17 protein-coding genes and 1 riboswitch are annotated in these 22556 nt (G+C 39.7%); of the genes, 10 read left to right on the top strand and 7 right to left on the bottom strand.

Translation table 11 applies throughout. The features are described 5' to 3' along the window. Positions 1-150: 150 nt before the first annotated feature. Complete coding sequence (locus ACX9YW_RS21985) at positions 151-408, bottom strand: hypothetical protein (protein ID WP_460350645.1); 258 nt, start codon at positions 406-408, stop codon at positions 151-153. A gap of 242 nt (positions 409-650) precedes the next feature. Between ACX9YW_RS21985 and ACX9YW_RS21980 the strand changes: the two genes are divergently transcribed. Next, positions 651-3137 (top strand): sensor domain-containing protein, encoded by a 2487-nt coding sequence (locus tag ACX9YW_RS21980; protein ID WP_460350642.1) that lies wholly within the window; start codon positions 651-653, stop codon positions 3135-3137. Positions 3138-3306: 169 nt separating this feature from the next. Here the strand turns inward: ACX9YW_RS21980 and ACX9YW_RS21975 are convergent, their stop codons facing one another. Next, positions 3307-3810 (bottom strand): DoxX family protein, encoded by a 504-nt coding sequence (locus ACX9YW_RS21975; protein WP_460350639.1) that lies wholly within the window; start codon positions 3808-3810, stop codon positions 3307-3309. A gap of 268 nt (positions 3811-4078) precedes the next feature. On the opposite strand from ACX9YW_RS21975, the gene ACX9YW_RS21970 reads away from it, so the two are divergent. Beyond that, positions 4079-4594 carry a CBO0543 family protein gene (locus tag ACX9YW_RS21970; protein ID WP_460350636.1) on the top strand — a complete coding sequence of 172 codons (516 nt, stop codon included), beginning with the start codon at positions 4079-4081 and terminating at the stop codon, positions 4592-4594. A gap of 184 nt (positions 4595-4778) precedes the next feature. Here the strand turns inward: ACX9YW_RS21970 and ACX9YW_RS21965 are convergent, their stop codons facing one another. From ACX9YW_RS21965 to ACX9YW_RS21950, 4 genes are all read right to left on the bottom strand, one after another. Next, positions 4779-5882, bottom strand: coding sequence for an NAD(P)-binding protein (locus ACX9YW_RS21965; RefSeq protein WP_460350633.1), 1104 nt, complete (start codon positions 5880-5882; stop codon positions 4779-4781). 201 nt (positions 5883-6083) lie between these two features. Beyond that, the gene (locus ACX9YW_RS21960) at positions 6084-6590 is read right to left on the bottom strand and encodes a DoxX family membrane protein (RefSeq protein WP_460350630.1); all 507 of its coding nucleotides are present in this window, start codon (positions 6588-6590) and stop codon (positions 6084-6086) included. Positions 6591-7314: 724 nt separating this feature from the next. Then, a complete protein-coding gene (gene hlpB / locus ACX9YW_RS21955) occupies positions 7315-7599 on the bottom strand; it encodes an HNH nuclease-like protein HlpB (RefSeq protein ID WP_460350628.1) in 285 nt (94 codons plus the stop codon). A gap of 60 nt (positions 7600-7659) precedes the next feature. Beyond that, positions 7660-7839: a hypothetical protein gene (locus ACX9YW_RS21950; RefSeq protein WP_460350626.1), complete on the bottom strand. Its 180-nt coding sequence runs from the start codon at positions 7837-7839 to the stop codon at positions 7660-7662. A gap of 143 nt (positions 7840-7982) precedes the next feature. Between ACX9YW_RS21950 and ACX9YW_RS21945 the strand changes: the two genes are divergently transcribed. From ACX9YW_RS21945 to ACX9YW_RS21935, 3 genes are all read left to right on the top strand, one after another. Further along, the gene (locus ACX9YW_RS21945; RefSeq protein ID WP_460350624.1) at positions 7983-8975 is read left to right on the top strand and encodes an alpha/beta fold hydrolase; all 993 of its coding nucleotides are present in this window, start codon (positions 7983-7985) and stop codon (positions 8973-8975) included. A 165-nt stretch (positions 8976-9140) separates the two neighbouring features. Then, the gene (locus ACX9YW_RS21940) at positions 9141-10016 is read left to right on the top strand and encodes an alpha/beta hydrolase family protein (RefSeq protein WP_460350622.1); all 876 of its coding nucleotides are present in this window, start codon (positions 9141-9143) and stop codon (positions 10014-10016) included. 174 nt (positions 10017-10190) lie between these two features. Continuing rightward, positions 10191-11354 (top strand): glycosyltransferase family 2 protein, encoded by a 1164-nt coding sequence (locus tag ACX9YW_RS21935; RefSeq protein WP_460350620.1) that lies wholly within the window; start codon positions 10191-10193, stop codon positions 11352-11354. Between the two features lie 295 nt (positions 11355-11649). Here the strand turns inward: ACX9YW_RS21935 and ACX9YW_RS21930 are convergent, their stop codons facing one another. Beyond that, the gene (locus ACX9YW_RS21930) at positions 11650-12279 is read right to left on the bottom strand and encodes a DUF7986 domain-containing protein (protein WP_460350618.1); all 630 of its coding nucleotides are present in this window, start codon (positions 12277-12279) and stop codon (positions 11650-11652) included. Between the two features lie 117 nt (positions 12280-12396). Between ACX9YW_RS21930 and ACX9YW_RS21925 the strand changes: the two genes are divergently transcribed. From ACX9YW_RS21925 to ACX9YW_RS21905, 5 genes are all read left to right on the top strand, one after another. Beyond that, positions 12397-13116 (top strand): SDR family NAD(P)-dependent oxidoreductase, encoded by a 720-nt coding sequence (locus tag ACX9YW_RS21925; protein WP_460350648.1) that lies wholly within the window; start codon positions 12397-12399, stop codon positions 13114-13116. A gap of 122 nt (positions 13117-13238) precedes the next feature. Next, a complete protein-coding gene (locus ACX9YW_RS21920; protein ID WP_460350615.1) occupies positions 13239-14222 on the top strand; it encodes an FUSC family protein in 984 nt (327 codons plus the stop codon). A gap of 134 nt (positions 14223-14356) precedes the next feature. Continuing rightward, a riboswitch (cobalamin riboswitch) is annotated at positions 14357-14557 on the top strand. Between the two features lie 170 nt (positions 14558-14727). Beyond that, entirely contained in the window at positions 14728-19890 is a 5163-nt protein-coding gene (locus ACX9YW_RS21915) for an S-layer homology domain-containing protein (protein WP_460350613.1), read from the top strand. Positions 19891-20655: 765 nt separating this feature from the next. Then, a complete protein-coding gene (locus ACX9YW_RS21910) occupies positions 20656-21156 on the top strand; it encodes an ArsR/SmtB family transcription factor (RefSeq protein WP_460350611.1) in 501 nt (166 codons plus the stop codon). A gap of 13 nt (positions 21157-21169) precedes the next feature. Beyond that, positions 21170-22432, top strand: a complete 1263-nt coding sequence (locus tag ACX9YW_RS21905; RefSeq protein WP_460350609.1) for an MFS transporter — start codon at positions 21170-21172, stop codon at positions 22430-22432. Positions 22433-22556 lie beyond the last annotated feature (124 nt).

Genomic DNA, 22556 nt, shown 5'->3' with positions numbered 1-22556 from the left:
CAGGACCAGGCTAAAAAAGCCACCCCGAGTCCGAATAAGGCGGCTATTCGGACAGCACAGGTCCCAAAATCCAAATCAAGTCCGATTCGTATGCTATTCAGCAATCTCGGGAGCTATCCCAACAATTCCTTTAGGCTTCACTCCTTTAAGTTAAAGGACTAAAAAGTATTGAATGATGTTGGAAGAAATGGGGGTGACAGCATGGAGCTTGTATCCGATGCTAAGTAGCTGTGATAATGTTTCTGCACAATTTGAGCGAGGCGGTTCAATAGGTGCATGAAAGCTTTTATACAAGTTTGAAAACTGATTGTCTATCGTACAATAAAGCAAAATAACATGTCTTCCTGTCCAAGCTTGGCCAATAATAGGTTGTATGTGTGTTTCTGTTGGTCTTATCATTCTCATCATCAGACATCCTTAGGTATTGATTACGATAGTCTATGTGGATTTCCCAAAAAAGTGAACGGTGAAGGCCCTGAGCGAAACTAGGGACAATACATTGTCCAAATCGGTCGTATTCTGAAATAAGATGGAAGTTCACTGGAAATAGTATTCATAAGAAGATGTTCCCGCGCATTTATAGAACAGAACAGGGATAAGAGAATTCAAAGTAGTCGATAACGGGTACTTGTGTATAGGGGGGGGCTAAAATGGTGGGGAAACACAAAAAAATACGAGACGGAGCTGGTAAAAGAACCAGCCAACCACAAATTTCATTTTCCGATATACAACCCGATTTTTATTCCTATTTGTTTAAACATTACCCAGATGTTGTATTTATTCTGGATTGTGAGGGCTATTTTATTCAAATCAATGATAAAGTCAAAGAGTTTATCGGATATAGTCGAGAGGAGTTAACGGGTACCTTTCATCATTTAATAAAAGATTCATATCAAGAAGAAGTTTTAAATCACTTTAATCTTGCTTTAAAGGGAGAAGAACAACAATATCAGTGTGAAGTCATTCATAAAAATGGGCACATCATCCAATTAGATATTACCAATATTCCAATGAATATGAATGGAAAAATAATCGGCATCTTCGCATTTGCGAGAAATCTAACGATACAAAAACAAAAAGAGGCTGAATTGTTAAAAATAACGAAAAGTTTAAATTTAGCTCAAGAGGTTGCGAAGCTTGGAAGTTGGGATTACGATGTGGAAACCAATCTAGTCTATTGCTCGGATTCATTGTTTTCGATTTTAGGAATAAAGGAAAAAGTAGAAATAGCCGTAACATACGAAAGCCTTCTATTGATGATTAGTCCGGAAGATCGGGAGCGGGTCGACAACCAGTTTCAGCGAGCCATACGAACTGGTGAAAAAATCGACATTGAATACCGTATCCAAAAAAGAGATACCTCTATTATTACGGTGCATGTAAGGGCAGTGGCCAAACGTGATCATCGTGGGAAAGTCGCTCGGATTATTGGAATCCTTTATGACATTTCCGACCAAATTAGGGCTGTTAGCCAACTAAAAGAAAGTGAAGAAAAATTTCAAAACATAGCCCAAAATATTGATGTAGGAATTTGGTCAAAGGATTTTAGAACAAAACAATTTCTCTTTGTTTCACCAGCGGTTGGTAGACTCACAGGATATAAATTAGACGATTTTCTCTCGGGAAAAATAGAATGGCTAAAAATCATTCATCAGGATGATCGGAGCTATTATCTCGAGCGAAATATGGATCTTACACGGGGAGACATGCAAGTACAACAATACCGGATTATCAATAAGAATGAAGAGATTGTATGGATTGAAAGTAAAGTATTTCCAATTAAAAATACTAAAGGGAAATTAATACGGATTGATGGAATAATCCAAGATATTACGGAACGAAAACGAAGTGAAGAGGAAATTAATTTTTTTGCCTATCACGATTATTTAACTGAGCTACCAAACCGGAGAATGTTTGATGGAATGCTCATGAAGCTGGCGAGTAAAAGTCAGACGAACCAAGATAAATTTGCTTTATTTTACTTAGATTTGGATCGTTTCAAATTTGTTAATGATACATTAGGTCATGATGTCGGGGATACCCTTTTACGTGAAGTGTCGAAAAGGCTATCCTCGCTTGCCGATAAGGGTTTCATTTTTCGCCTTGGTGGAGATGAATTTGCGATTATTATGGAGGATATCGAAAACTTAGAGCCTCTTGAATTTGGTAAGAAGGTGGTTCGTGAAATCGAAAAGCCATTTCTCATCGAGGGGTATGAATTACATATTACAACTAGCGTAGGGATTAGTATTTTTCCAGATGATGGTGATACGCTGAAAAATTTAAAAATGAATTCTGATGCCGCGTTATACCGCGCCAAGGAGCTTGGGAAAAATAATGTCCAGCTGTTTACGAAGTCGTTAAATACGGAGCCATATAAGCGATATATTTTCGAAAATGATTTAAGAAAAGCCATTATGAGAAAAGAATTCATTCTCCATTATCAACCAAAAATTAATTTAGCAACGGGTGAAATTGTAGGGGCGGAGGCATTAATTCGTTGGAACCACACGAAATGGGGGATTGTTTCGCCCGGAGAATTCATTCCGTTAGCAGAAGAAACAGGCGTAATTCATGAAATGACCGAATGGGTAATGGAACAAGCTTGTAAGCAATTGAATGAATGGAAACGAGAAGGCCGCCGCCTCGTGCCTGTATCAGTTAACATTTCAGCAAGAACATTGATGAAGGCAGATTTAGTCCAAAAAATAAAGAAGCAATTAGGGAAGTATTCCATTTCGCCAAGCTTAATCGAGATAGAAATTACCGAGGACTCTTTAATTAAAAACGAAGGATTAGGCGTATCTACGATTCAATTATTAAGGGAATTAGGAATGGCCATCTCCATCGATGATTTTGGGAAAGGTTATTCTTCCATTGGATATTTGAAGAAATTTAAGGCGGATTGCCTGAAAATCGACCGTTCCTTTATCAAAGACATTCAAGAAAACAATGAAGATTCCTTCATTGTTCAATCGATAATTTTAATGGCCAAAGGTTTAGGCCTGAAAGTCGTCGCTGAAGGAGTAGAAACCGAACAACAACTACAACTGCTAAAATCATTAAACTGCGATTACGTTCAAGGATATTACTTCAGCAAACCCATCCCAGCAGATCAGTTCTCAGTTTGGATGTAAATGAAACGCCGGGACATTCTCGTGTTTCTTTTACCAGCACAAAAGAAACTTAGGAGGAAATCATGTTGCGATTGAAGAATGCCTAGGTGAAAGAGAAAAGCAGGGCTCATTATGACATGAACCCTGCTTCACTCTTTCTTATTCTATTGTTGCCCTGTTATGGAATACACTAAGCGGCTATTTTGTTACTTTTCTCTTTGCCAAATCTCTTTTTGAAAAATGGAACGACATAACGGTCAAGTCCGAAGACTCCAGCGTTGTAGCCACCAACCATGATTAGAACGCCCATCAGGATGTCAGTTGGGTTATGAGATACAGTACCAGATAACAAGAAACTGAAGTTCATGACTACCCCGAAGAAAGCGGCAGCAGAAGTTAAGCATCCAAGAATTAAACCTAAACCGACTAAAGTTTCGCCTACAGGAATTAGCACATTGAACAGATCAGCGTTTGGAATTGCAAAGCTTTCTAGGAAATGTACCCAGCCACCGTAGACAATTCCATCTGGACCTGCCACTGGATTGGCCACTGCACCTTTTAAAAATCCACTTGCATCAAACCCACCAGTTAACTTATGAATCCCGGCATTTAACCATGCATAGCCCAAATAAATTCGAAGTAATGTAAAAAGAGCCGCTGCCATTTTATTATTTCTTAAAAAGTTAATTAACATATGAATCAACTTCCTCTCAAAGGATATTTTTGAATAATGAATGATTACACTATCAATATACAAGAAATTGATTAAACAATGTGGGGATATTAGAAACCTTCACAATTTCGTAAAAGCATTATGGCAAATATTTGAACAGGGAGTTATAAACCTTATCAGAACATAAATTTCTCTAAATTATTATGGTCACTTTTTAGGTTTCTGTTTTTTGGGGCAAACTATGTTTTATGGTATTTTTGTTTTCATTTTAATCTAGTGAGGAATGCGAATGTATTTGTTGTTAGTTGTGGCCGTGTACGTGGTTTTTGCAAAGGTATTTGTTGATTGGAAACGGTGGAGGGAGTTTTATCCGACAATCCAATATTTTATCATTTGTAACATGCTTTATAATTTTCTTTTCTATGAACACACTTTATGGGAATATAAAGCAGTTACGATACCCTGGTTAAATCATACGTTCATTGAACTCGTGTTTACTTTTTTCATTGTACCTGTTGTGTTGATGATTTATCTTCAGTATTTTCCGAAAGAAAGAAGAAAAAAGTTCATTTATTTAGGAGTATGGGTGGCTTATTTTTCGTTGATTGAGTGGTTGTTTGAGAAAAAGGGGTTATTTGTCCATGAAAATGGCTGGAATCTGTGGTGGTCAACTTTGTTTAATCTCATTACTTTTACACTCATTCGACTTCATTTTCGTCATCCTTTGAAAGCTTTAGTCGTATCCATTCCTATTATCATCATACTATTATGTTTTTTTCATCCATCCCTAGCCGAACTAAAATAGGAGGTTGTGCAGGATGAATCCATTCCCAACGCCCTTATTTCTTGTCATCCTTTTCAGTATATATATATCAATGGCTATTTACCTAAAGAGAAAATAAACGAAGCGGCTGATCCGAAAGCCGAAACGTCCAATAATTGTTTCAACTGGACGAATCCGGCATGGCATGACCGCAAATTTGGTGATGCTAGGAGGTCATTCCTTTTTTTATTTTGATATACGGTCTTAGGAAATAGCTAGCTACTTTTAATGGGTTAATGGTTTTGACCGTGAACAACTTTTCCCCCAATGGACCTTGGAGTGAACGGATGATCCGGTCGATTCCCTCATTGGTTAGTTGTTCCATCGTTCTTCTAAGGACAAGAGCATTTTCATAGCTTTTTCGAAGTGGTTCCATTAATTCCTCATACTTGCCTAAACCACATAAATCATAAGCAGCGTAAACTCCGCTTAAAATCGCGGCATACTGGCCAAATCCCATAAATGGCATCATTGTACCAAAACAATTGCCCACAAAAAAGGTATTACCAATACGTGATGATTGGCAAATTCCGATGGAGTACTGAGTAATTTGAAATTGATCCGTTATCCGTAAATCTTGGTTTAACTGTGACTGTGCCATTGGGTAAAATTGATCCCATAGCTCACTAATATTGACATCAGCGTTTTCCGGAAGGTCAGGAATGGCTATCGAGATATTGGCTTCTTTTTCTGAAAAAGGAATAAGAAAAACATAACCATATGGGGCAAGGTCGTAGTTCAGCCAAGCCATCACTGTATATCGGTCAAATGAACCCTCAACAGTTGCCCCTTTTATCGACACGGATAAATCTTCTCTGTAGTTATTCGCCTCTTTTGCATAAGCTCCGTCTCCAGTTGCCATTACGACATGAGTAAATTCATGGAGTAATTTTTCATATGTTTTCTCAGAGTTGAAATGAATGGGTGATTTTATTTGCTGTTTCAGCTGTGTTTCAAATGAATCCTGTTCCCTGCCGCGAATATTGGTGAACCCAAGATGCCCCTTAATGATGGCCGTTTCATTTTTTGAAAAAAGCTCCATTCGTTGAATATTGGATGTTGGCTTAAGATAGATTCCATAGTCATCCGACAAGGAAGCAATGCAATCATGAACAGGGCGACTGAAAATCGAAAGCAAAACCTCACCATTAACAAACCTGTCTCCTACTTTGCTCCGTTTTTCAAAGATCGTTGGTCTGATTCCATGTTTTTCAAGGGTAATCGCACAAGCTAAACCGGAGAGCCCAGCACCCATAATAGCAATTTCCATCCTCAAACTCCCCCTAAAAATATTTACAATATGAGCATTCCCTCAGGGGAGAATATAAATGTATGAAACGCGGAGACGGTTATCGAGTTACCTTTCAGAACAGTCCTAGCGCTCTCACAAGCTGTTCAAGAAAAGCAGGGTTCATTAGCCTTGAACCCTGCTTCACTGTTTCATATCCAATTGTTGTACTTGCCAAGACTATTAAGAGGCTATTTTATTAGTTTTCATCTCTTTACCAAATCTCTTTTTGAAAAATGGAATGACATAACGGTCAAGTCCAAAGACACCAGCATTATAACCACCAACCATAATCAGTACACCCATCAGGATGTCAGTTGGGTTATGAGATACAGTACCTGATAACAAGAAACTGAAGTTCATCACTACCGCGAAGAAAGTAGCCGCAGAAGTTAAGCATCCAAGAATTAAACCAATACCAACTAAAGTTTCGCCTACAGGAATTAGTACATTGAACAGATCAGCATTAGGAATCGCGAAGCTTTCAAGGAAATGTACCCAGCCTCCGTAGACAATTCCGTCTGGACCTGCCACCGGATTGGCCACCGCCCCTTTTAAAAATCCACTCGCATCAAACCCACCAGTTAACTTATGAATCCCTGCATTTAACCAGGCATAACCTAAATAAATTCGAAGTAATGTAAATAGGGCCGCCGCAATCTTATTATTTCTTAAAAAGTTCACTAACATATGAATCAACTTCCTCTCAAAGGATCATTTTGGTTTAATGAATGATTACACTATTAATATACAAGAAATCGATTAAACAATGTGGGGGTATTAGAAACCTTCACAATTCCGTAAAAACATTATGGCAAATCGTTGAACAGAAGGTATGTGAGAGGAATCGGGAGGTGATTTGAACAGAGAAAGATGAAAAAAGTGCAATTAGTCCGAACTGGATGGAAGTTCGGACAGCAGAAGGTCAAAAACTCCAACCAGAGTCCGAATCCGGTGGCTATTCGGACAGGACCAGGCCAAAAACGCTAACCCGAGTCCGAATCCGGGGCTATTCGGACAGGACCAGGCTAAAAGAGCCAATCCGAGTCCGAATAAGGCGGCAATTCGGACAGGACCAGGCTAAAAGAGCCAATCCGAGTCCGAATAAGGCGGCTATTCGGACAGGACCAGGGTAAAAAAGCCAATCCGAGTCCGAATAAGGCGGCTATTCGGACAGCACAAGGTCAAAAGAGCCAATCCGAGTCCGAAAAAGGCGGCTATTCGGACAGCGGAAGGTCAAAAGAGCCAATCCGAGTCCGAAAAAGGCGGCTATTCGGACAGCACAAGGTCAAAAAAGCCACCCCGAGTCCGAATCATGAGGCTATTCAGACAGGCCAGGACTAAAAAAACCAACCCGAGTCCAAATCAAGTGGCTATTCGAATCCTACTCTACTTAGTAGGAAAAACCATGAGATCACTTTCGTTTCCGTTTATTTGACTTTCTGATTTTCATTAATTTCGTAGGAGGTTGTTTGCGAATCCACTTTAGAAAACGGGATAATTGTTCATCTTTTTGTAAATGGTCGAGGGTGGTAAGTCGAGCGGCAATTTCCTCATTAGTATAAAGCGCATGAATTTGTTTATGACAAGGAATGCAAAGTGCAGCCGTTTCGCCGAAAGTTCCGCCCATTTCTTTTGGTAATAGGTGATGGATGGTGGTTTCCACATTTTCACGCCCACAAAGCTCACATATCCCCATTCCCTGCCTCCTTTAGACTGATAAAGAAAAAACGCCTCGAATGGGCGTTCCAACCACCTTTTATCGGCGATTATCATTAGTATCGTCTGTTAATTTGTCAATTGCATCGGCAGTTGCATCTACAGCATTCATTGCAGCATTTTCGGTAGCTTCTAACCCAGCATGCATGGCATGAAAGGCGTTGCCGGCCACATTTTTAACACCTTCACTAACATTTTTGTCTTGGTTTTTATTTGCCATTCCATCACCCCCTAAATAGGAGTAGGATATGTAGTTATCATGTATTTATACGTTAAAAAATTAAATCTAGTAAGGCAATATCCCAGTCAAGAGGAATATTTTATTTTTCAGAGAATATTTAGCATATGAGGGGGAGGATATTCTTGATAAAAAGAACTACACCAAAAATAATCGGAAAAGACAATGGGATAGCTAGTTTAGAAAGCATGGATATTGGCGGCTTGACTCAATTTTTATTAATCAGAGGGCAAAACGTAAAAAATCCAATTCTTCTTTATATCCACGGTGGGCCTGGAATCGCAGCGATTTCCTTTGCGCGCACGTATATGTCCCATCTCGAGGAACACTTTATTGTAGTGAATTGGGATCAGCGTGGGGCGGGCCTCTCGTATTCGAAGGATATTCCGGAAAGCGAAATGACCATTGAACATTTTGTCAGAGATATTGGCTTCATTGCAGACGCATTGTGCGAGCGATTCAATCAAAAGAAACTATTTTTGGTTGCTTCCTCTTGGGGAAGTGTAATTGGTACGCTAGCCGTCCAACGATATCCTGAACGGTTTCATGCCTATATTGGACTAGGGCAGATTGCGAACATGAACAAAAGCGAACGGATTTCCTATGAGTATGTGATGCAAAAGGCAAGAGAAACACAAAACGGAAAAGCCCTGAAGGAATTAGAGAAGCTTGGCCAACCACCTTTTTCGGGAAAAGCCTTGGACATACAGAGAAAATGGCTAGCTACCTATGGTGGCTATGTGCGCAATCATTCCTCCCAAGGCCCATTGGTAAAAATGGTCCTCAAGGAACTAATGAATTGTACGGAATATACCTTTTTCGATATTTTCACAAAATACCTGCCTGGAAGGAAATTTTCTAACGATGCCCTATGGGGAGAACTGTTAACGATTAATTTCTTTGAAAGAGTTCCAGAATGGAAAGTGCCTATTTTCTTTTTCATTGGCCGCCATGATTATCTCACCACCTTTGAAGTAGCAGAAGAATACTTTAACTTTGTCGAAGCGCCATATAAAGAGTATATCTGGTTTGAAAATTCAGCGCACATGGCTTTAATTGAGGAAAATGAGAAGTTTACAAACCTCTTAATTGAAAAAGTTAGGCCACTGGCTGACTAAGTAGTGCTTGATGGGACGTGGGCACGTGGAGCTGTACCCACGTTCCCATTTTTTTGTAAGTGAGATTGTTAGTTTTTTCTAACAAATTAAGCACGCTCAGGAATCATACAAAAATTGTGTTAATATTTAAAAAATATTAATTTCATGATTCTGGGAGTGACTCTTTTGAAAAAGAATTGGTTTTATTTTATTATGATGCTTCTATTACTATCAGCTTGTACGAAAGAAGTGAAGACGCAGGAAAAGGGTATTATTGTTTCACAGGTTCAGGTAGTGAATGATGCTTTTATCGGGGTAGAGGTGTTTGAGCTGTCCTATCTTAGTGATGGATTAAAAGTGGATGGATACATCATAAAACCGGCAGAAATACCAGAAGGAAAAGCACCTGTTTTCATTTTTAATAGGGGTGGAAACCGTGATTATGGTGCTATATATGAAGATAAATTGGAAGCGTTAATGACGTGGGCCCAAAAAGGATATGTCGTATTAGCATCACAATATCGTGGTAGTGTTTTTTCAGAAGGAAAGGATGAATTCGGAGGAGGGGATGTCAACGATGTATTAAATCTTGAAAAGGTAGCGGAGGAACTTCCTTACGCAGATTCAAATAATATGGTCATGCTAGGTGCTTCGCGTGGGGGGATGATGACTTACTTAGCCGTCAAGCATGGAATGAATCTTAAAGCAGCTGCTGTTGTAGGCGGTGTATCGGATTTATTTAAAGTCTATTACGATCGAGCCGATATGCAGAGTCAAGTTCTTGAACCACTAGTTGGGAATCCTATCAAAGATAGCGGAGAATATATGAAAAGATCAGCTGTTTATTGGGCGGATGAACTAAATGTTCCACTTTTAATATTACACGGCGACGCGGATTCGCATGTTTCTGTTAAACAGGCAGAAAATTTAGCTGCTAAACTAAAGGAGTACAATAAGGAATATAAATTTATTTCTTATCCTGGTGGGAATCATGGCTTAGGTACACATCGCGAGCAAATACTCAAAGAGATTGACCAGTGGTTTGAGAGCTATTTAGAATAGAGAAAGAGGGATAGGCAGTCCTATCCCTCTTTCCCATTTCATTAATAATAAAGAATCGATACTCAATTGGAGTTGGTACAAGGAATCTGTCCTCTTAAACCACAAGAATTGACCGATTTTTTTGTGGTAAAATACAGTCAAAGAACTCGGTTTCATTTATGGGAGGGAATAATCATGATTCTGGTATTAAGTATCATGATCATCGTCGGGATCATCATATTTCTTGATACATGGAGAGGAATTCAAGCCGTTCAGCCATTATCTGCTATCGAACCTTTAGCAAATGATGAAAAGGTTTCGGTTATTATAGCCGCAAGGAATGAGGAAAAGTCAGTTGAAGCGACTCTTCTATCACTACTGAACCAGACACATAAGGAGCTAGAATTGATCGTGGTCAATGATCGTTCCTCAGATGCAACAGGCTTGATCATTGACATGTTAGCTAAGCAACACGATCGAATCATTCCTATACATATCGAATCATTGCCAAGTGGGTGGCTTGGGAAGAACCATGCCCTTTATAAAGGGTATCAAGCTGCTTCCGGGCCGTTTCTTTTATTTTCCGATGCCGACATTGTATTCCAAACGAACACCATTAGTAAGGCTCTCACCTATATGAAGGCACAAAATGTCGATCATCTGACCATTGCCCCTGATTTACAGGCAAAAGGATTCTGGCTTCAAGCCTTTATCAGCTATTTTCTTTATGGCTTTAGTGTATTCAAACGGCCTTGGACTGCAAACCACGACCATTCAAGAAAAGGTGGAATGGGAATCGGTGCCTTTAATCTTTTAAAAAAGAATGTTTATGAAAGTATCGGAACCCATGAAGCGATTAAAAATCGTCCCGATGATGATTTGAAGCTAGGGCAAACGATTAAACAACAGGGCTATAAGCAACGTTTTCTATCGGGAGTTCATCAGCTATGGGTGGAATGGTATCCCTCTTTAAAGGAGGCCATTAAAGGTCTAGAAAAAAATACCTTTGCCGGTTTGCACTATTCCTTGGCTGTCACGGTGTTTGCGATTACCTCGATTGTAGTCACTCATTTTTTACCCATTTTCACACTATTTTCGACCGACACTACGGTTCAGCTCTTGAGTGCCCTTTTCTTAATCCTATTTCTAGCCCTTTATGGAGTAACAATTGTAAAAATGACCAGCTATTCTCTGTGGAAACTAGCTGTGTACCCAATCACAACAACCATTTTCCCTTTACTCAACTATACGAGCAGTTGCCTTAACCTACATCAAAGGCGGCATCCAATGGCGGGGCACTTTCTACTCATTAAAAGAGTTAAAGGAAAAACAGAACGGCTAGCGAATGGAATTGGATAGTAGTTCGGACAGGAGAAGACCCAAAAAGCAAAACCGAGTCCGAATAGGGTATCAAATCGGACAGCCCAAGCTCCGAAAAGCAAATCCGAGTCCGAATAGGGTAGAGATTCGGACAGCCCAAGGCCCAAAAAGCAAAACCGAGTCCGAATAGGGTAGAGATTCGGACAGCCCAAGGCCCAAAAAGCAAATCCTTGTCCGAACAAGGTGTTAATTCACATAAGCCCAAACACCAAAAAAGCGAACAGCACATAGTGCTGTTCACTTCTGTCGTTTTAAGCCTAGTCCCCCTGACCCATTATTTCTTAATAGAGATAAGGCCGTCTGTCTGGTTGAGCTGATAGAAGGCGACGAAGCGTTTGGCGGATTCGCTTTCTAATGGAACTTTTTTTACTAGTTTCTTGTATCTTGTAAGAATAAAGGTTTCGTGTTCTTCTTTGAATATAAAACTTGAGCCAGAAAGCATGAATAGATCATTGAACGGAAGGATTCTAGTAAAAAGAAGTAGGTTAGGTTTTGCTTTTTTACTAAAATTCAGGTCGGTAACGAAAAGATTTTCCCGATCAGGATTCAATAAATCTTCAAGCTCAAGTGTACTGGTTTCTGGTGTAACCGATACGATTTTAAATAAGGAAGTGTAGGAAGACAGAAAGGCATCCAATACCCTTGTCTTTAACTCATCCTCATTCGTATAGCTCGCTTTATATTTTTCAACCATAGTGTATTCATTATTAAGATTCTCGTGTAGAACAAAGTCATAGAGATAGTCACTTTGCTGTCTTTGTTTAATGACAACATTTCCTTTTTCAAATAATTCAAGGAGGCTTGCCGCTTTTACAAAAACCTGTACGTCTACCTGTTGAATTAGTTCAGTATTTAAGTCTATACCAACTTGTCGGTAATTTTTATATAGCGTGAGGTTATTCAAGTTAGATTTACTCCCATCTCAATAAGGTTTACGAAGAAGACAAAGGTCTCTCAAACATTTTACCAAATCGCTGTGAATAATAGTAGTTTTAAAGGGATTGTGAATAAGGAGGGAAATATCATGAATTATATGATTCTAGGAGCTAGTAGAGGATTAGGAGATGCATTTGTAAGAGGATTGCCTGAGGATGGGGACACCGTTTGGATGATTTCGAGGAGTCGTCCAGATAGCTTAGCACTGAATGATGGCGTCCAACGAATTTGGATTGAGGCAGATTTATCGTTAAAATCTGCTAGCCAACAGATAGCGAAGTCCGTGAAGGATATGCCAATTGACGTACTAATTTATAATGCCGGAATATGGGAAACGGACGGCTGGCAGTCCCACTATGATTTTGAAAAGGATAATCCCGAAGAGATTGCTAATATCATCCAGGTCAATACGACATCTGCCATTCTATGTTTGCAAAAATTGATACCAAATCTCAAAAAATCTACCAATGCCAAAGTAATTTTAATTGGTTCAACGGATGGCCTTGAAAATAATGTTAGCAAGCAACCGGCGTATGTGGCTTCTAAATTTGGTATTCGCGGGGTTGCCTATGCGCTGCGAGAGAGTTTAAGAGAGTATGGAATCGCAGTCACCTGCATGAATCCAGGAAGCCTAGGTACAGGAATCCCGTATGAAGAAGGAATTGAAAAGGCCATAACTCGCTATCAAGGCACATGCATTCCATTACAGGATATTGTCCTACTAGCAAAGACAATTACAAAGCTATCAAAAGCAACCTGTGTAAAAGAAATCAACATCCCAGCAATGATGGATCGAAATATGTGAAACAAGGGGCCGGATCTGGTGTTTCACTGAACGAAACATCAGAACCGTCGCTGTGGGTCGTGAATAAATAATGGTAGTAAAAAACAAACTAATCACTGATGTTTTTATCAGGAGGTTAGTATGTGAATACCATTAAACTAACAATACCGGAAAAAGTGAGCCTTATTCTCAAAATGGTCATCGGATCAGCGATTTCATGGGAATTAGCCATTTTATTTGGTTCCAAATATCCTTATTTAGGTCCAATTTCACTCATTCTCTGTTTACAAGCAACACTTATTAAATCCATCAGATTTGGGATAGCAAGAATAATAGGCACGATCATTGGAGTAACATCCGTCTCCATTCTTGCTTCTTCTCTACATGCAAACGGCTGGTCAATTGCTTTTATTATGCTGGTCAGTCTTATCTTTCCGCTTCTTTTAGGGGCCAATGCCACAAGTCTTCATCAAATTGCGATAAGTGTCGTGCTTGTTCTTGAATTTGAACATAAGCTGCATGGATATGGGCTAGATCGAATTCGAGATTCCATTATTGGCGTAGCAGTAGCGTTGTTGCTTTATTTAATCTTCCCTCCCCCAAATTTCACAAAGAGAGCCATTGCAAAAGTGGTAGCATTACCGGATCAATTAGCAAATAAGCTGAATTCTTTGGCAGTATGGCTTGAAGCAGGGGCACCTCAACAAAACTATTTCCATTCAGAGTTTAAGCTATTACACAAGAAGTTGTTTGAAGTTGAAAAAATGATTGGGAAAGCTGAATTAAGCTTGAAATATAATCCTGTATCCCAAAAAAGCAAGGCACAGCTTCAGGAAGGAGAACTCCTATTAAAAACATTGCATAGAGTGAGTGCCGATATTCAAAATCTGTTTCATATCATGGACGAGTGGAGCAAAACGGGATCATTAACCAAAGAAAGTATAGAAGCCTGGGTACAAAATGTTTTCCTATTAGAGTCATCCTTTCGAAATTGGAATAATGGTAAAGCCCTATCTGAAGTTGTTTTAAATGAAACCAGTTCAAACGAAAAATACTCCTTTCCAGCTATCTGGCACGCAAATCATCTTCTGTCTACTATTAAGAAGAACCCTCGACCTTTCAAGTGAAACACGGGGACGTTTCTGATGTTTCACTAAATGAAATATCAGAAACGTCCCCGTGTTTCGTCTACAAATTAGAATTTTTTGAAAGTCGTTCTCCCCATCTGGCGATTATTATGCTACACTCTATGAGAAGTGAATAAGAATTGCAGAATAATGGTGCTCAGAAATGAGCTTAATAGGGAATTCGGTAAAAAGCCGAAGCTGTTTCCGCAACTGTAAGTGCAGATGACCACAGAGTAATACCACTGTCGAGTGAAGAAAATGCTTCTTCTAGTAGATGGGAAGGTTCTGAAAAGGGATGCACGAGCCAGGATACCTGCCTTTATTTCATCGTATCAACTCCCCTCGGAAGCTAGGAGAACTTACGGCAATAGACGGATAGGTATGTTTATTTTACCTTTTTTTCTACTGTTAACGGTGTTTCTCTATTTGGAGAAACACCGTTTTTTGTTGTTGAGGGAGTTTATGAGCTAGGAAATTCACTATCAGAAAAAGGAGGTTTAGGTGGATGGGAATTTACAAAAAGTGGCTAAAGGTAACGATTGCATGGATTTTAACATTTTCGCTATTGTCACCAGCTACGATGGCAGAGGAAGTTGAGAGTGTGGTACCAAGTGAGCAAGGGCCGCTATCGCTTTCCATAGACGATCCATTAGCTGAACAATGGCAAGCCAAGAGCGGGATTCTATGGAGTAATGCGGAATTTGTGACTTCTTTGACGTATGAACGAATTTTATCCTTATGGCAAACGGGCCAAGTCGATAGAAATCTATTAAAAGCTAAGGCAAGGCCAAGCATTTTGGGGGAAACCCTTTCGAATTATAGTAATGCCGTTATGCTGTTAGCGGTAACACAGTCCAACCCTTTTGCTTATGAAGGGAACAATTTTGCAAGCAAGTTAAGTAACTCTCAAACGGGTGAAGGTTATTTTTCATTTTCGGAGCCGAGCTCCTACAATAATGACCGTAAGGCAGATCCTTTTGTAAATGCACTTTTTGCCTTGGAATTTATCGGTGCTAATTATAATCGAGAAACGGCGCTCCATCATTTGAAAACAGTGCTTCCGGATATCAAAAGTGCAACAAATGGTTTGCTGCTGGGATTAACAGTCAGTGCACTTGCCAATTATGAAAGTGAAGAAGCAGAAGCGCTACGAGAAGAGCTATTGACGCATTATAAAGAAAGCGGTACCTATTTCACTCAAGGATTAGGATTATATGTAGATAATTTATACGCCCTTGGTGAAGACCCATTAAATGAAAAATGGCATATTAAAATCAAAGACGACCAGTATATTTCCGTTTTGGAAGCATACAGCAACTTAATTCATACAAGTGATAGCTATGCGTTTTTTAATCGCTTGAAAGCGGGCGAGGTAACAGGGCAGAGCAATGAAACTTTAGCTAATTCGCACTGGAGCTTAATCGGGTTAACGTCATTAGTAAAGAGAAAATCCATGATTCAGGATGCCAGAGAGCAATTTAAGAATCTTGATTTTGATTTCTCCCCGAAAACGATTGAAGCAACAAATGTCACCCTGCCTTATTTAGTCAAGGGAACCATATTTAAACCACTCTTAATTGCAAAGGATCAGTACCAAACACCGCGGAATGCTAGGTTTCACTTACAATCTTCTAATCCAGCCGTGCTAGAAGTAAATGAGAAAAATGAGCTCGTTTCGAAACAGTCTGGTCAAGCAGCGGTAACGGTAACAGTAGAAGGTTATGAAAGCGTAAGAAAAGTCCTTTCGTTCACTGTTATGGATGATGCACAGTTAAGTCCAATGTTACCAAAGATTGAAAAGGGAATTGGTCATTTAACAAAACAAACTAAGTTGAGCTCTTTTGAAGATGCAGTCGCATTAAAAACATTTGGGTATGAGTCAGCGAATCTAGTTAAAATCATTAATCTATATCATGTAAATGGTTCCTCTACTTCAACAAGTCAGGATGCCTTTAATGCTGCAAGAAATGTTCTATCGTTAAAAGCAGCCGGCTTAGATCCCTATACATATAATGGGACAGATTATGTGGGAGATTTGCACAAGCAATTGGCAAATGTAAGTAGTATTGCCGCAGAGCATGCAGCTCATATTTTTTTAGCGCAATTTATTCTCGATGAAATCCCGGCTGACAAAGTCACATCAGCATTACTAGCCGAGTTAGTAGAAAAAGATGGCTTAATGTACATCCAAACATTAGGATCGCCTGATGTCTCGAGAACGGCAAAAGTTTTACAAGCCATAACGCTTATTAATAATGAACGCTTGGTAACTACAGAAAACTCAGCACTATTTTTGGAAGCGGAGGAAAAAATAGTTGCCTTCTATCAATCCAACTATAGTGAGGGCAAGTTTAACAAGGATGCAGAGCGAAATGCAGTCGCCGTCTTAAATTATTTAAGTCTAAAGCAGCAAACTGACTTAGGAGACTTTGATATCTACGGTTTAGCAAACATTGTATTACAAAATCAATACAATAATGCCTATATTACGAATGGGATGATTCCCAATCTATCAGGCTTACAATCTGAATCGACAGGTATCGGGCTGAATGCACTAAGCTATCTCCTGACGAATAAAAATGCTTATTCTCTATTAAAACAAAAGAATAGTAACATGCCGACAACGATTAAATTGGAATTACCAGAGAAAGTAAAGGTAAATGTTCCATTTGCTTTAACAGGACGATTGCTTGACCAAAATGGAAATGAAATCGACACAGACATGAACTGGACGGTTAACGGAGAGCCTTCGACTGGAACGTTCACCGCCACCGAAGTGGGTTCCTTACACATTCGAGCAGAAGCAAAAGGAGTTTCGGCGGAAAAAATCATCGACGTCATCGACTACCAAAAAGTATTTAGCCTTAAAATTAATCCTATCGATGAAGCGGTAACGGATAAAGATATCCAACTATCGGCTACTGTGAATGATAGTGAAGGCGAAGAAGTAACGGATGCTACGATTACATGGACGGTTGAAGGTCCAGATGCCATCGTCAATGGTTCAGTTGTACGTTTCAACAAACCAGGATCATACATCCTATTGGCACAAGCAGAAGGAATGAATGCTAAAGCGTTAGAAATTCAGGTTGCCCGGAATCCAGAATCCATTCAAACGCATGTTGTCCAAGCAGTAGATCGCATGAAGCAGTATTTAGAAAATAAGGGACAATTCGATTATATTTCAGCATTGGCCTATAGCAGAGTTATCAACAATCCTGAGCTTAGTCAGCTTCAAATGCGCTCCATCGGGCATTTACGGGAATACGGTCATCATGATGAAAAATACGCTCTGTATTATGCGAAAAATATATTACAAGCAGTAGCAACTAGTGAAAATCCAAAGCAATTCAAAACATACAAAGGGCCAGTCGTTGATTTAGTCACACCACTCGTCAACTCTCAAGATGCCGATGGCCATTTTACGATGTTTGCCAATTTTGACAAAGCATCCGTAGCGACGCAAGCCTGGTCGATAATTGCCTTAGATTTAATTCAAGAACCCTATCAAGTAGAATTAGCGATTAGAGATTTGTTAAAGGGCTTAAACGGACCAATTTTGGAAGGATCCTATAAGGAACCTGAATTACGGGCACTTGCCTTAATTGCCCTTTCGAAGCACCGTGATATAGCTGGAGTGAATCAACAAATTACATCCATTTTAAATTTCTTAAAGTCGCAGCAAAATGAAGATGCCGGTTTTAACTATGGTGGCTATACGAATAATCCGTTCGCGATTGGGACCATCATTCAAGGATTAGTGGCTGTAGGGGAAAATCCATACGATGCCAAGTGGAAAAAGAACGGCAGGACAATGGTAGAAGCTCTACTTACACAACAAATTAAAAATGGTGGATTTAAGTTTGGGGATGAGTTTGAACCTGAGTATGAATTTGATGAATTAAAGTCAACTGAAGCTGCATTTGGTGCTTTAGCCGATTTATATACGAAGGCATCGATGTTCAATGAATCTGCTAAAATCATTGACCCACTACCAGAAATAAATAAAGACACTAAGCCTTTTATTGATATTGCAGAACTAGAATTAAAAAATGATCAACCTTTATTAAGTGTATCGGTTACAGCTTTTGATAATATCGACGGCGAACTAACCCCAACTGTGACATTAAATGATATTACTGTTTATTCTACTGAAAACACATATAAAGCGATCGTTCATAAAGGGGTAAATTATTTAGAAATAACTGCGGTCAACTCGCAAGGAAATAAAAGCGTTGAAACCATTCCTGTTCTATTCCAAAGTACGGCTACTCAGCCTGTACCGCAAGCGAATGTAAAAGTTACCGGTCTTAATGGTGCTAGCATGTATGCCAAAACGGTTGTGATCGAAGAAAACGATACAGCTTACTCTGTCCTTGTCAAAGCAATTGGCAAGAAAAATATCACTTCTCGCCCATTCAATGGCAGCGTATATATAATGGGCATTAATGGTCTAGAGGAATTAGACCATGGCCCTGGAAGCGGGTGGATGTACCGTGTGAATGGGGTTTTTCCAAAGGTGTTTGCAGGTCAATTGCATTTAAAAGATGGCGATACATTAGAATGGCTGTACACGACTAATTTAGGAAAAGATATTGGTGCGACAGAGCCTGACTCTTCAGAAGGAAGTGGGAATGACACAACGACAGGCGGAAATAAACCATCGACAGATGAGGATGCATTAGTAATCGAAACATCTACAAAAAATATTCAGGCAGAAATAAATGTAGCAAAGATAAGAAAAGCCCTACAAGAAGACAAGAGAACAACCTTAACGATTAAAAATAATGCCGGGGCAAAAGTTGAACTACCAAAAGCTCTCCTACTTTCAGATATTTTCAGTGCAACGGAAAAATTAATCGTAGGGTTGGAGGAAATTGTAGAAGAACAAGACCATGTCATTCAGCTAAAGCTTGAAACCGTTAATCAAAATGGTGTAACCAAAAATATGGAGGCAAGCAGAGAATATATGAAACTAACCATTCCAGTGAAGGGAATGACTTCCGGTACGGTGGTGCTTCAGCTTGTTAATGGTGATTACCAAGCCGTCCCACATACCATTGTGAATGGGGACATCGTTATTTTAACGAAAACAGGTGGAACGTTTGTAGTTACAAAGGAAACGGTAACATTTAAAGACATTACAAACACATTTAATAAAGAAGAAATTGAGTACTTAGCAAGTCGTCATGTCATCAAAGGTGAAAATACCGATGAGTTTGCACCAAACAAACCGATCACACGGGCTCAGTTTGCAGTCATGATTAGCCGTGCCCTCGGGTTACAGGCTTTGAATGAAAATCACTTTAGCGATACAAAAGGGAAATGGTATGAACAGGATGTCCAAGCCTTACTGGAAGCAGGCATTACGACCGGATCAACAGCAACCACCTTTGAGCCGGAGAAGTATATTACACGCCAACAAGCGGCAGCCTTTATGGCACGCATACTAGCGTATGTGAACTATCAGGCTCCAGTATTTAAAGAAGCAAACTTTAAGGACCTAACTAGTATAAGCCCAGAATTTAAAGAACATATCAATCTATTAAACAGCTTAAATATCATGACAGGTAAAACAGACAACACATTTGACCCTAACAATCTCCTAACCCGGGCACAAATGGCAAAAATATTAAAACGCACACTTCATGTTGCAAAACTTATGTAGACTGGAAAAAGCGAAACTAAGTCCGAACAGAATGGTTGTACGGACAGAAGATGCCCAAACTGTCGTAGAGAAAGAGCTTCTCTACGACAAAACGGCATAGAAAAGTGTTCAAACTGTCGTACAGAGAGCTTCTCTACGACAAAACGGCATAGAAAAGTGTTCAAACTGTCGTAGAGAGAGCTTCTCTACGACAAAACGGCGTGGAAAAGTGGTCAAACTGTCGTAGAGATGGCTTCTCTACGACAAAACGGCATGGAAAAGTGGTCAAAGTGTCGTAGAGACGGCTTCTCTACGACAAAACGGCGTGAAAAAGTGTTTAAACTGTCGTAGAGATGGCTTCTCTACGACAAAACAACCTGGAAAAGTGGTCAAAGTGTCGTAGAGAGAGCTTCTCTACGACAAAACGGCGTGAAAAAGTGCTCAAACTGTCGTAGAGAGAGCCTCTCTACGACAAAACGGCATGGAAAAGTGGTCAAACTGTCGTAGAGAGAGCTTCTCTACGACAAAACGGCGTGGAAAAGTGGTCAAAGTGTCGTAGAGATGGCTTCTCTACGACAAAACAACGTGGAAAAGTGTTCAAAGTGTCGTAGAGAGAGCTTTTCCCCTTACCAGCAGCTTCTTTAAAGAACTCCCCTATGATTAATTTTCATTCTATTTACTTTATTTAAAAAAAGGGCTTTTGTTATGTGGAAGTTTGTGGTAATCTAATTTTACAGATTGATAATCTATTTTTACAGATTGAACTATTTTTATAGGAGGATATTAATGGAAGATAACTCAATGGACATATCAGTGGAGCAGTCAAAATTACTTGGTAACGCACTACGTGTAAAAATAATGAGGCAATTAGCGGGGGAGCCGAAAACGTCCAAACAGGTGGCCGACTTACTTGGGCACTCTCCTGGGAATGTCCATTATCACATTAGGAAGTTGTATGAAGGGGGATTAATTGATTTAGTGGAAGAGAAACCGTTTGGTGGCGTTATGGAGAAATATTACAAAGCAAAGGCAAAATGGTTTAATTCCTACAGTGATGAGCCGATTGATCCGGCTTTAAGAGATGATTTCCAATCTAGTCATTCAACGATGATTAGTGTTCGTCTCAACCTTACGCCGGAACAGCATGCTGAATTGAACAATGAGTTTAAACAATTTCTAGACAAGTGGATAGAAAAAACATCAGCCCAGACGGAGGGGATGGAAAGTCAGGAATATAGCATTGGGGTAAAATTGAATGCCATTAAGCCGCGTGAGAATGAAAAGTAAAGGGTGACATAGGATGGGGATATTTTTAAACCGAAACTTTCTATGGATGTTTCTTGGCAGAGTGATCACCAATATTGGTGATAGTCTTTACGCCGTTGCATCCATGTGGCTTGTTTATGATTTAGGAGGCTCGACCTTTTATACCGGTTTAGCTGGTTTTCTCACGATTTTTCCAAGGTTTATTCAGTTATTGGCGGGACCGTTTATTGATCGACTGCCGATTCGTTCCCTACTTGTCTATACACAAATCATTCAGGCCGTCCTGTTAGTCATCATACCCGCTACCTACTATTTGGGGGAACTATCCATTGTTATGGTTCTTATTATTTCCCCAATATTAACAACGTTAAATATGTTGGTATTTCCAGCCCAGATGGCTTCATTACCAAAGTTTGTCGATAGTAAGGATTTATCAAAAGCGAATTCTTATTTCTCTCTTGCTTATCAAGGAATTGATATGGCTTGTAACTCGCTAGCAGGGGTATTGATCATCGCCATTGGGGCTGTTTCGATTTATTTTGTAGATTCCATTATGTTTTTCCTAGGAGCAATCTTGTTTTCATTGATACGCATTCCAAAGCAAGCAAGCGGTGCCACCCAAAAATCGCAAACTGAATCATTGTCAGCTTCAGTAAAAAAGTATATGGGTGAGTTAAAGATTGGTATAAGCGTTTTGTTTCATAAAACCTTGTCTCGACTATTGCTTGGGGTGATCGTCATTAATTTAGTTGGGGGAGCAACCTTTGTTGTTTTACCTGCATTTAGTCAACAAAAAGGCGGTCCGCAAGTTTTTGGACTCCTGTTGACCGCACAAGCTATCGGGAGTATTTCCGGGGCATTACTTGCTCCTTACTTAAAATTAGAAGGGTATGGGTTGGGAAAAGTCTATTCCGTCGCCTTTTTAATAAGTGGTTTCATGTGGGCGGTGGCGGTTTTTAGTCCATGGACATGGCTAACCATCCTGACGTATGGATTAGCCTGGTTACCCGGTGGTGTGACCAACATTTTAATCAACACTTGCTTGCAAAAAAGTATTCCAAAGGATTTATTAGGGAGAGTTTTCTCAGCTTCTTATAGTATAAGTGGGATTGCGATGCCATTAGGATCATTAATTGGTGGAGGCGCAGGTGCACTTTTCGGCAGTGCAGCCGTCATTTGCGTTAGCGGAATGATCGTTTTCTTGGTAGGAGTTTTTTGGATGTTTGATAAACATACACGAAACATACCAAAGACCGAAAACATTAATGAAAGCACCTTTTTACCACAACTTCCATGATGAAACACGGGGACGGTTAAAAAGTCCAGTACAATTAGTCTCAACGCCAAAATCACCCACCGAATTCTTAAATTGGCGTTGAGCGCCGGTCTCAACACCAAAACGGCTCTCCAAATATCTAAAA

Source organism: Pseudoneobacillus rhizolycopersici (assembly GCF_054786815.1).
This window is presented reverse-complemented; position numbering and strand designations above follow the sequence as displayed.